We start from the raw sequence: 12157 nt of genomic DNA on the forward strand, positions 1-12157 counted from the left end.
AAAAACGATGGAAGCAACATTAACTCAAGCGCTCGCTGATTATATAGAGCAGCGTAAACAAGCTAAGTTGGAGCCTTTTCAAAAAGCACTAAATAAAGTGTTAGAAAAAAGTGAAAACGAAACAGAAATAGCGACAGCTAAAGCAGAATACGCAGAAAAATCGGCACCTATTGAGGAAAACTATAAACCTGTGATGTGGTTAACTGATGCAGCTAGGCGAGCAAAACAAATCAGTTTAGCAACCCATGCGGCAAAATTTACTCATAGTGATGCCAAAGCGAGCAGTATTTTAGTAAGTCAGCCATGTACAGATAGTCAAACTATAAATAATCAATACCTTGTTACAACAAGCTTAACAAATAAAGCAATTGATGCTGTAGGTAATGCGGCAGCATTGGATGTTGCAAAAGCTGCTAAATATAACGGTCAATGGTGAAAGCCTTATTACGCAATTGCAACAAAATCATGCACAAGCGTTAAGTGCTTTTACTGATAATGACGAATTGTTACAAACTTGGGTTGATGGTTTTAAATTAGCATTAGCCGATGAAAAACTAAGCTCACATAATTTAAGTAAACAGGTTTATTTCCCGGTTAAGTTAGAAAGTAATGATGTTGAGTACCATTTATTATGCCCGCTATTCTCATCGGCATTGGCGCATAATTTACATAAAAAAGTCACCGATACGCGCTTTGGTGATTCAAAAGATATTCGCGATGCCCGCAGAGCCAATAAGTACGATGAACGAATGGATATTAGCTTTCCAAATACCGCCGTGCAGAGCTTTGGTGGTTCAAAACCACAAAACATTTCACAACTAAATAGTGAGCGTTATGGTCAGAATTTTTTATTAAATACAGCTCCTCCTACTTTTCAGGCACAAGTTAAGCCGCCAATAAATAATACCAGCTTATTTAACCGACAACTAACATACAAAGTATCGACTTACTTGCGCGATTTTAAAGCCTTTTTAAGTAAATTAAACCCTGAAGAAAATAACTTTAAAGTGCGTTATAAGCGCGATTATCATTTTATTTTACCCATACTCGATCAACTAATGATCCACGCAGCCAACATTCAAACATTACTCGCAGGATGGGCAAGTGAATCACATTGCAAACTAAAACCCGCCCATGCTTTATGGCTTGATGTTTATAACCCACATGAGGGTTTTCAACGTGAACGTGAAAAGCTCGACTGGCAAGCTGTGATAGCGGCTGATTTTGCCAGTTGGTTAATTAAACAATTAAAAAATGACGAAAAATATCGCTTAGGTGATATCGAACATGCTTATTTTTCCAAAGTTTGTTTGCATCAGCTAAAACGTTTTGAACACAACACACCCAAATTGGCGGAGGCGTAACCATGAGCCAATATTTATTACTTAAAAAAGTATCGGTACAAAATGCCAACGCCATTGCGGGCTTAACGTATGGTTTTCCTGCCATAACTAATTTTTTGGGTTTTGCCCATGCATTATCACGTAAATTACCTGAAACGTTAGCCGTTAATTTAGGTGGCGTTGCTGTAATTAGCCATAAAAACACAGTACACGCAAGACAACCTAAAGGTTGGGGCGACTATGTTTTTGCATTATCCCGTAACCCGCTAACTCACCAAGGCAAAACGGCACCCATTAATGAAGAAGGGCGCATGCATATGCAAGTATCTTTGTTGATTGAAGTTAATGGCTTGATTGCGGGCGATACAGAAACGACAGAACAATTAATTGAACAGGTAAAACAAAAAGTACCAACGCTACGTTTAGCAGGCGGTCAAATTACGCACGTAGAAAATATTGAGTTAACCCCGTTAAATGAAGAACAAAAAACACTGCGTAAATTAATGCCAGGTTTTGCCTTAATTGATCGCAGTGATTATTTAGCTGAGCACTTTAAACAGCAAAAAGCGATAAATGATAACGCTTGTTTATTTGATGCATGGTGTGATTTTGCCCAACTTAAATTTAAAGCTGAAAAAATAACAAGTGAAGATGGGCAAGAAACCGACGCCCTTGAAAGCGTAAAACAAAAAGCCAATTGGCAATATGTATCAAAACCTCAAAGTGGCTATTTAGTGCCAATTAATACGGGGTATTGTGCAATCTCTCCAGTTTATGAAGCGGGTGAAGTGAGCAATGTAAGAGATGCAACGGTGCCGACGGCCTTTGCTGAAAGTGCTTATAGCGTAGGTGAATGGAAAAGCATACATAACATACAAAATATTGAAGTAACCCTTTGGCGCTATGAGCAGCAATACCCTTGGTATGTTGCTAAAACAACCCCTTTTGAAGATGAAATTATTGAACCAGATAGTTCTGAAGCAATGCCTTATTAATTAATGTGTAATAAAAATCAACCAAATATTTTATCAATGGAGTAATAAAAATGGCCGAAATTAAATTAAAAACACCCTCAGTATTAGCATTTGAAGCTAAGTTAGTACCATCAGACGCAATCATGTTTGCAGGTAACTGGGAGCAGCAAGCATGGCAAGCAATACAAGTGGGTGAAAAAGCAGTACGTGGCACAATTTCAAATCGCTTAAAAGCAGCAACGGCAAATGATCCAACAAAATTAGATGCAGAAGTATCTAAAGCTAATTTACAAACAGTTGATATTGCCGCATTAGCGCATAATACAGATACCTTAAAAGTTGTTTTTACCTTGCGAGTATTAAGTGACTTAGCAACCCCATCAACGTGTAATAACCCTGATTATCAAGCACAATTAGCTAATAAAATAACGCAATACCAAGCAGCTGTGAGTTTTGAAGAATTATCAAAACGTTATGCTTTTAATATTGCCAGTGCTCGCTTTTTATGGCGCAATCGAGTAGGTGCCGAAAACGTAAAAGTGGTTGTAACCGTGGCAAATGAAACCATTGAGTTTAACTGCCAAGACTATTCATTGCGTGAGTTTTCAAGTGACGAAAAAATCACTCAACTTGCACACTTTATTCAACAGGGTTTAACCGATAATCATGTACTTATAAAAGTCCAAGCGTATAGCCAATTAGGTGAAGGCCAAGCTGTGTACCCATCACAAGAATTAGTAATGGGCGGTGGTAAAGGCGATAAAAGTAAATTTTTATATCAGCTTGATGGACAAGCCGCAATGCACTCTCAAAAAATTGGTAATGCACTGCGCACAATCGATACTTGGCATCCAGCTGTTGACGAAGTAGGTCCAATTGCCGTTGAACCATACGGCTCAGTAACAAACCGTGGTGCAGCTTACCGCCAACCAAAAGAAAAAACAGATTTTTATAATTTACTTGATGCTTGGATGATCAAAGGTAAAGAGCCAGCGATTGAACAGCAACACTATATTATGGCGATGTTAATTCGTGGTGGCGTATTTGGGGAATAAATTAATATGAAATATTATCTCGAAATAACGCTGCTACCCGATGTTGAAGCAAATTTAGGGTTCCTTTGGCAAAAAATATATCAGCAAATTCATATTGCACTGGTTGATAACAAAATAGGGGAAAATGAATCGGCCGTTGCTGTGGCATTTTCTCGCTATGGCGAAAAGTTATTTCCATTAGGGGATCAGTTAAGGTTATTTGCTAAAACTGAAATACAGTTAAATGAGCTAAATATACCAACTTGGCTAAGTCGATTTAAAGATTACGTACACATTAAATCGATTAAACCAGTACCAGAGAAAATAACGCATGTGTGTTTTATCCGAGAGCATGTAAAAGGGGAGGCCGGTATTGAAAAAAATGCAAGCTAAAGCGAAATACTGGTCTGAAAAATCAGGGAAACCTTTGGATGAATGCTTATTATCACTTGAAAAAAGTAAGCCTAAAGCAAGGTCAACACGCCCCTTTATATGGTTAGAAAGCCAAAAAACAAAACAACGTGATCCTGCGAAAAATATAAAGTTCCCTTTATTTATTAAAAGAATAGAACTTGAGAACCCGCAAAAAGGACATGTAAATTGTTATGGTTTAAACGCAAACCATAAAGATATAAGTAAATGGGTAAGCGTACCGCACTTTTAACCCTTATTTTTTGCTCTTTAAAAATATAATTTAAAAACAATAAGTTACAAACCATCAAAAATTTTAGGTAAAATTGCCGAAAATAACCTATTTGATTGTTGTAACTTATTTTTTTATCGGTATTCTATTGTTCACTGCCACACAGGCAGCTTAGAAATTGCGCCGTTAAAATATTCAGAAACGGTCAGGGTTCACTGCCACACAGGCAGCTTAGAAAGAATGGCGAGCCAGCGGGAAACGTACCTTGCGGTTCACTGCCACACAGGCAGCTTAGAAATTTAACGGCGCGATGGTAGAAGTGCCAGAGCAGTTCACTGCCACACAGGCAGCTTAGAAAGCTTGAAACTCGATTCATCCAACCTACTGTAGGTTCACTGCCACACAGGCAGCTTAGAAAGTCTTGATGAAGGTGACGCAATCTTAAACGATGTTCACTGCCACACAGGCAGCTTAGAAAGTGCATTGTTGTCTTAGCTTTCTTCTCAATCTGTTCACTGCCACACAGGCAGCTTAGAAATTGACGGCAGCCAATCAAGTCCTTACCCTTCTGTTCACTGCCACACAGGCAGCTTAGAAAGCACCAGTGGGTATACCCAACCATTTCTTATCGTTCACTGCCACACAGGCAGCTTAGAAATTGCGCAGAGTTCAACGCTAGAGCAAGCTCGTGTTCACTGCCACACAGGCAGCTTAGAAATGCGGGATTTACTAACGTTAAAGGTGGTGCAGGTTCACTGCCACACAGGCAGCTTAGAAAATCAGCTAGTTGTCCGATTGCAGATTCAAAACGTTCACTGCCACACAGGCAGCTTAGAAAACCACAACACCTATAACCTGGCGAGCTATATCGTTCACTGCCACACAGGCAGCTTAGAAATATTTGCGCGTTATCATCACCACGGGCGTATGGTTCACTGCCACACAGGCAGCTTAGAAATCAAACCTCTCTGGTATTACACGCTTAAGGTCGTTCACTGCCACACAGGCAGCTTAGAAAAAGCAGGTAAAGACGCAAGCGGTAATGATTGGGTTCACTGCCACACAGGCAGCTTAGAAAAATCTCTTTAACACAGAATGCTTTTTCAAGTGGTTCACTGCCACACAGGCAGCTTAGAAATCTTCAGCTCAAATAATGTATCTTCTTTATTCGTTCACTGCCACACAGGCAGCTTAGAAAAGTAGTAGTATTTGCCACTTATGGCGAATATTGTTCACTGCCACACAGGCAGCTTAGAAAAAAGGCATAAAGATTTTATCAATAAGTCTTTTGTTCACTGCCACACAGGCAGCTTAGAAAATCTGGTGAAATACCAGCTCGTTGATCATCGTGTTCACTGCCACACAGGCAGCTTAGAAATTTTTTAATTGCAGCCTGATTTTGCTTTAACAGTTCACTGCCACACAGGCAGCTTAGAAAACCCGTCGCACCCTCTGCGTTTTTCTCAACATGTTCACTGCCACACAGGCAGCTTAGAAATTGTGCGCGACATTATGAACGCGACCAAAAGAGTTCACTGCCACACAGGCAGCTTAGAAATAAAACAATGTCAGCGTCTTTCTTTTCTATTAGTTCACTGCCACACAGGCAGCTTAGAAATTCGGCTATCGCTTCAACCCCGCGCATATATTGTTCACTGCCACACAGGCAGCTTAGAAAGTCTACACGTAAAACGAAATAAACGCCGCAAAGTTCACTGCCACACAGGCAGCTTAGAAAGCGAACGTTGGCTTTACTGGTGGTGGTATTAAGTTCACTGCCACACAGGCAGCTTAGAAAAGTGTCGCAAATGGGTTGCAAACGGCGAGACAGTTCACTGCCACACAGGCAGCTTAGAAATCGCCCAATTTTAAGCTGGCGTGATGTTATCCGTTCACTGCCACACAGGCAGCTTAGAAAGCAGAAGCGTTCAAGTACACGTATTCTGAATAGTTCACTGCCACACAGGCAGCTTAGAAAGCCAAACGGGGAGCTTGCAGAGGTATGGAAAGGTTCACTGCCACACAGGCAGCTTAGAAACAATTAATTGTTTCGCCAGGTTTCATAGAAAAGTTCACTGCCACACAGGCAGCTTAGAAAGTACAGATGCCCCCTGTAGTTGCTGATAACGTTCACTGCCACACAGGCAACTTAGAAATGTAGGCATTTTACCAAGCAAAATAGACGGGAGTTCACTGCCACACAGGCAGCTTAGAAATCGCATTGGATGGAATGCGCCGTTAGCGTTTGGTTCACTGGATCAGGTTTCAATTGTTGAAGTGGATCATTTTTGCATTGCTGGTAACAACTGCCACACAGGCAGCTTAGAAACATACCCGCCAAGCTGCGCTTGGATGCAGATTGTTCACTGCCACACAGGCAGCTTAAAAAGTTATGGAGTTAGGAAATTGCTGAGTAAACCGTTTATGGTTGTTAAAATGAAGGAGTATTTAATTATGTCGCTAAATTTAGGTTAGGGAAGTATAAAATATACGAAGTTTCTTTAATCTATTATGCTCCTATACCAATTAGCTTAATTATTTATTGCGGATTGGTATCAAAGACGTTTTTCAATCACTCAGTTCCACAATTGTTTGCGCTACGCTGTATAACGTTTTATGTGAATTCATCGCTTGCTTTTGAAGTTGTTTATGGGCTTGTTCTTCAGTGAGCTTTAACTGCTCAATAAGTATGTACTTGGCTTGGTGAATGACCTTTTGTTCACTAATAACTTTTTTAGCGTCAAATAACGCTTGGTTTATTTGTTTTATATGTTGGCTTTGCTCGATAATTAAATCGTACATGCTTTTATTACTATTGAGCTTATCGGCCGCTATATTTTGGCTTACTTGTGGCTCTGGTTGCTTAATGGCTAATTGGCCAAAAATTGGGGCTATGTGTTGCTCTGCCATATTGTTAAGTACCTGCTTATTGGTATTTAAGCTACGTTGAGCACAGGCTATTTGCATTGCTGCGGTATCAATTAATTGATCTGCTATATTTTGTTCAATTTTGTGCATTATATCTATGCGCGTGGTGGTTACTTCGTACCATACTTCACTCAGTTGTGAGAGCGGTTGGGCGTTCTCGTCATCGAGTTTTTGCAGTAAACTTCTAAGTTGCTCTACCTGATTATTAACCTGATGTGTTGTTAATGTGGCAAAGCATTTTAAAAGGTGCGTATCGGCGTACTCATTAAAAAAGTCAAAACTGTGGTTTTGTTCTTGTACAAAATGCGCGAGTTGTTGTTTTTGTTCTGTGGTAAATTTACTCGCTGCAAATGCTTGTGCACCACAGGCACGCTCTTGTCCTGCGTATTCTTTACCTTGCATAAAATTAAAAAATGCGACTAATAAGCGCGTTATTTTGGGATCGCTTGCGCCATCTGCTGCCTCTAAAATAATATTGAGTAAACTAGCAATTAACTGAGTGAACGACTGCGTAGCATGCACTGCACTAATGTTTTGTTGTGCTATTTGATTGCGTAGTACGGGCAATGCCTCAAGTGTTTGCAGGCTATAGGTAATTAAATTAAATAACCGAGTATGACCAGTATCGGCGTTGTCGTTTATAAATGTTTGTTTAAGAGAATCATAAAATGCAGTTTGTGCGCTGCTGCTTAAAGGGATTTGTTCTTGTAATTGGGTTTTAAATCGCTCGCGATTTGAGGCCAAAAATATATTACTCATCGCGCGCTCTTTTTGTAACTGGTGTACAAAATCGCCTAATTTAGTAAGCGAGGCACAACTGTTTTGTAATTGCTTTAGGGCATGTATTTCTTGATACTTAGCCGCTAATAAAAACTGTTTTGTGAGAGGATTACTTGTCGCCATTGGTATTATTCCACACTTTTTTGTTTTTAAAGTGCAACCACTGTTCCAATCATTAATAAATTTCATCATTGAATTTAAAATCAAGCTAATACAATTACTTAAAGTATAATTTTTGTTTGTCACTGTATTTCTATAATTTAAATTGCCATTACTTTTAACTTATTTGGTGCATTTAAACATGTTATTGCACACAACTTGAACCCAAATTAAAAACAAAAAAAGCGCTTACTCCTGGGGAGATAGTAAGCGCGAAAAGTGCATTATTCATTTTGTATCATGCGTTAACATTGATACTGTTTAATAACTCAGGATTAATTGCCATTTTATGATTTATTACTTCACCAATCATAATTAGGGTAGGGCCTTGAAGGTTGTGTTTAGCATGCTCATTTACTATTTTCTCAAGCGTACTGGTAATTACTTTTTGCTTAGTAGTAGTGGCATTCTCTATTAGTGCGATGGGTGTATTACTTGGCCAGCCCACTGATTGCAAACCGCAGCTTAGCGTTTGTAAGCGCGAAAGCCCCATATAAACCACTAAAGTGGGGTTGTTATTGCCTTGCTCAAATGCGTAATTTTGCCAATGAGGTTGCTTGTTAGGATCGGCAAACTGCGCTGTTAAAAACGTAACACTGCGCGCTACGTCCCTTGCTGTTAGCGGAATTCCCGTATAAGCGGACGTAGCACAAGCCGTTGTCACACCCGGAACAATAGCAAAATTAATATTATGCTCACTAAGCGCATCGGCTTCTTCGTTAATACGTGCAAATATACTCGGATCGCCGCCTTTTAAACGCACTACGTTTAAGCCTTGTTGTGCGTATTTAACCAGTAGTTCGCAAATGTTAGCTTGGGTCATCGAATGTTTACCAGCACGTTTACCTACAAATACTCGCTGTGCTTTTTTAGGAAGCGTTTTTAATAAATCATCGCTTACTAACCAATCGTATAAAACAACATCGGCGGTATTAATTAAACGCTGCGCTTTTACTGTAATTAGCTCTGCGTCTCCTGGGCCCGCACCAATTATATAAACGTTGCCGCTTTTGACGCTGCGACTATTTGTGCTTGTTAGCTTAGTAACGAGCTTATTTAGCCACACGTTTTCAATACCCGAAAAATAAGACAATACACTCATACTATTCCCTTAAGCCACTGCTGTTGTAACTTTTGGTTCAGAGCTTATAAATACACTGCCGTCTTCAATTTTTGCATTAAAAACCGGTAAGTGTATTGCTTCTGCTTCTAAACATTCGCCTGTTTCTAGGCAAAAGTGTTGCTTATATAAAGGCGATGCGACAACTAATTTATTGTCGATTGAGCCAATAATGCCACGCGACAATACATTGGCTTTGCCAATCGGGTCGTAGTTGCTAATGGCAAACACAGCCGTTGGATTTTCTGGCATGTAAAAAATAGCCACTTGCTGATTATTAACTAATGCGCATACGCCGCTATTAGCCACTAGGTTGTCGATTGTTCCAATATTATGCCAAGACATCAGCTTGCTCCTGTTCAACTTCCATTACTGGGATACGGTTTTGTGTATTACGTTGCTCACGTTTTTCGGCTTCTGTAGCAGGGCGAATTTGGTTACGCTCTTGCACAAATAAAATGTTGTCGTCGGTTTCGGGGCTATTAACAAACTGGCGGAATCGTTTGGCAGCATTTGGGCTTTCAATGGCTTTTTTCCACTCACACGCATAGGTTTGTGTAATTAATTCCATTTGCGCTTCTAACTCGTCGCAAATACCTAAGCTGTCGTCAATTACTACGCTTTTAAGGTAGTCTAAACCGCCCTCAAGATTTTCCATCCATACCGATGTACGCTGTAATTTGTCAGCCGTTTTAATGTAAAACATAATTACGCGGTCAATGTATTTAATCAGTGTTGGCGTGTCTAAATCGGTCGCAAATAAATCAGCATGGCGAGGGCGCATACCGCCATTACCACATACGTACAAGTTCCAGCCGTTTTCGGTGGCTATAATGCCAATATCTTTACTTTGTGCTTCGGCGCATTCGCGGGTACAACCCGATACCGCCATTTTAAATTTATGCGGTGCACGTAACCCTTTGTAGCGGTTTTCTATTTCTATTGCGTGTCCAACGCTGTCTTGCACACCATAACGACACCACGTACTACCCACACACGATTTAACGGTTCTAAGAGACTTACCATAGGCATGACCGGTCTCAAATCCGGCTTCTATAAGTCGCTCCCAAATAACAGGAAGCTCTTCTAAGCGCGCACCAAATAAATCAATACGTTGACCGCCAGTGACTTTGCAGTACAGGTTAAAGTCTTTTGCTACTTGTCCTATTACAATGAGTTTGTCGGGGGTTATTTCGCCACCAGCAATACGCGGTACTACAGAGTACGAACCATCTTTTTGCATATTTGCGAGGTAGGTATCGTTAGTGTCTTGCAAGCCAACATGGGCGGGCTCTAAAATAAAGTCGTTCCATGTTGAGGCTAAAATTGAGCCAATGGCAGGTTTACATATTTCACAGCCATGACCACTGCCATGCTTAGCCAGTAAGTCATCAAAGCTTTTAATGCTTTCTACTTTCACCATGTGCAGTAGTTCTTGGCGTGAATACGCAAAGTGCTCACATACATGGTTATTTACTTCAACACCGCGACTTGCTAATTCGTTATCAACAACAGATTTTAATAACGCTGCACAACCACCACAGCCACTTGCTGCTTTAGTACATGATTTTACCGATGCTAAATCGCACGAGCCGCCATCAATCGCGCCTACAATGTCGCCTTTACTCACATTGTGACACGAACAAATAGTGGCGGTGTCGGGTAGGGCACTGCCCGATAACGACGGCGCTCCGCCGCTGTCTGGTAAAATTAAACACTCAGGGTTTTCTGGTAAGTCCATGTCGTTAAGCATGTACTGTAATAAAGTATCGTAATCGCTGGTATCGCCAACTAGTACAGCGCCCAGTAATTTATCACCTTTTTCACTTAGTATAATTTTCTTATAACAGCCGCGAATAGCATCTTGGTATATAAGCTCTTTACAGTCTGGCGTTTTTGCGTGAGCGTCGCCAATTGAGCCTACTTCTACGCCTAATAACTTAAGTTTTGTGCTCATATCAGCACCTAAAAACTCAAGCTCGCCGCCACTTAATTGACTCGCTGCAACGCGCGCCATGTTGTAACCCGGTGCTACTAAGCCAAATAGTTTTTTGTCCCACAGGGCACATTCACCAATGGCTAAAATATCAGGATCAGATGTTTGGCATTGGTTATTAATAATAATACCGCCGCGTTCACCGAGTTCTAAATCAGCAATTTTACCTAGCTGATCATACGGGCGAATACCGGCAGAGAACAAAATCAGATCTGTTTCTAAAAATGTCTCATCCGAAAAGTTTAATCTAAAGCGGCTCGTTTCGCCTTTTACTATTTCGCTGGTTGCTTTTGATGTATGTACTGTTACGCCGAGTTTTTCTATTTTATTTTTTAGTAGCGTACCGCCTTGTCCATCAAGTTGAACAGCCATAAGTTGTGGCGCAAATTCAACTACGTGGGTATCAAGCCCTAGTTGCTTAATGGCGTTTGCGGCTTCAAGTCCCAGCAAACCACCACCAATAACAACACCGCTTTTACTTACAGCGGCACTGGCTTTTATTTGTTCTAAATCTTCTAATGTGCGATACACCAAACAATGGGGTTGGTCGTTACCTTTTATAGGCGGCACAAACGGAAATGACCCTGTAGCGAGTACAAGTTTGTCGTACGGGTATTGCTCACCGGTTAATGTGGTCACTATTTTTGCTGTTCTATCAATGCCTTCAACCCACTGGCTGGTATGCACATTAATATTGAGTTGTTTATAGTTGTCGTGAGTTGTAAGTGCTAAATCAGCGGCTGTTTTGCCATCAAATACACTTGATAAGTACACGCGATCGTATGCAAGATTTGCTTCTCCGCAAAGTACAGTAATGTCTGCGTTGGCATCGCTTTGGCGCATTTGCTCAACAAAGTGGTGTCCGACCATACCATTACCAATAATGAGTATTTTTTGCGAGGTTTGCATAGGGCATTCCTTAAAGTGACGGTTTAAATACAATTAACAAAAAAGCCCGCCACAAATACGCATTATGCATAATTGTGTGCGGGCTTCTTTGCCGATGGTTGCTAATAGCTATAGTGCCAACAACCTAAATTTTTGCCGTAAATAAAACTGGCTTGTTAATATAGTGTTTGCAAAAACATAGCCAGTTTTTTAAGTTGTTGTTTAAATAGTATTTAATGTTTTTTTAGAGTGAATGAAAAACCCGTTTTGACATATGTTGGTGCGCGCCTGG

Annotated in this window: 10 protein-coding genes and 1 CRISPR repeat array; of the genes, 6 read left to right on the forward strand and 4 right to left on the reverse strand. The window is 40.5% G+C overall.

What is annotated here, in order from left to right; translation table 11 throughout:
• Positions 1–7: 7 nt before the first annotated feature.
• From P4S71_RS16335 to P4S71_RS16360, 6 genes are read left to right on the forward strand one after another with little or no spacing between them, the layout of a single operon-like run.
• Positions 8–436 carry a type I-F CRISPR-associated protein Csy1 gene (locus P4S71_RS16335; RefSeq protein ID WP_337151028.1) on the forward strand — a complete coding sequence of 143 codons (429 nt, stop codon included), beginning with the start codon at positions 8–10 and terminating at the stop codon, positions 434–436.
• On the forward strand, positions 399–1364 hold the full coding sequence (gene csy1, locus P4S71_RS16340; protein ID WP_337151029.1) for a type I-F CRISPR-associated protein Csy1: 966 nt from the start codon (positions 399–401) through the stop codon (positions 1362–1364). Before P4S71_RS16335 ends, csy1 begins: the two co-directional genes overlap by 38 nt.
• A gap of 2 nt (positions 1365–1366) precedes the next feature.
• Complete coding sequence (gene csy2, locus P4S71_RS16345) at positions 1367–2338, forward strand: type I-F CRISPR-associated protein Csy2 (protein ID WP_337151030.1); 972 nt, start codon at positions 1367–1369, stop codon at positions 2336–2338.
• A gap of 50 nt (positions 2339–2388) precedes the next feature.
• Entirely contained in the window at positions 2389–3372 is a 984-nt protein-coding gene (gene csy3, locus P4S71_RS16350) for a type I-F CRISPR-associated protein Csy3 (protein ID WP_337151031.1), read from the forward strand.
• A 6-nt stretch (positions 3373–3378) separates the two neighbouring features.
• Positions 3379–3744: a type I-F CRISPR-associated endoribonuclease Cas6/Csy4 gene (gene cas6f / locus P4S71_RS16355; RefSeq protein WP_337151032.1), complete on the forward strand. Its 366-nt coding sequence runs from the start codon at positions 3379–3381 to the stop codon at positions 3742–3744.
• Positions 3734–4015, forward strand: coding sequence for a type I-F CRISPR-associated endoribonuclease Cas6/Csy4 (locus P4S71_RS16360; protein WP_337151638.1), 282 nt, complete (start codon positions 3734–3736; stop codon positions 4013–4015). The genes cas6f and P4S71_RS16360 overlap by 11 nt, the downstream gene beginning before the upstream one ends.
• A 129-nt stretch (positions 4016–4144) precedes the next feature.
• Positions 4145–6211: a CRISPR direct-repeat array (repeat unit 28 nt; unit sequence GTTCACTGCCACACAGGCAGCTTAGAAA).
• Between the two features lie 351 nt (positions 6212–6562).
• On the opposite strand, the gene P4S71_RS16365 is transcribed toward P4S71_RS16360, so the two are convergent.
• The 4 genes from P4S71_RS16365 to nirB form a co-directional block, all read right to left on the reverse strand.
• On the reverse strand, positions 6563–7825 hold the full coding sequence (locus P4S71_RS16365; RefSeq protein ID WP_337151033.1) for a nitrate- and nitrite sensing domain-containing protein: 1263 nt from the start codon (positions 7823–7825) through the stop codon (positions 6563–6565).
• Between the two features lie 274 nt (positions 7826–8099).
• Positions 8100–8963, reverse strand: coding sequence for a uroporphyrinogen-III C-methyltransferase (cobA, locus tag P4S71_RS16370; RefSeq protein ID WP_337151034.1), 864 nt, complete (start codon positions 8961–8963; stop codon positions 8100–8102).
• 9 nt (positions 8964–8972) lie between these two features.
• Positions 8973–9326, reverse strand: coding sequence for a nitrite reductase small subunit NirD (gene nirD / locus P4S71_RS16375; RefSeq protein ID WP_337151035.1), 354 nt, complete (start codon positions 9324–9326; stop codon positions 8973–8975).
• A complete protein-coding gene (gene nirB, locus P4S71_RS16380) occupies positions 9313–11886 on the reverse strand; it encodes a nitrite reductase large subunit NirB (RefSeq protein ID WP_337151036.1) in 2574 nt (857 codons plus the stop codon). Before nirB ends, nirD begins: the two co-directional genes overlap by 14 nt.
• Between the last annotated feature and the right edge of the window lie 271 nt (positions 11887–12157).

Origin of the sequence: Pseudoalteromonas sp. B62 (genome assembly GCF_037162565.1) — a bacterium.
Lineage (GTDB): Bacteria > Pseudomonadota > Gammaproteobacteria > Enterobacterales > Alteromonadaceae > Pseudoalteromonas > Pseudoalteromonas fuliginea.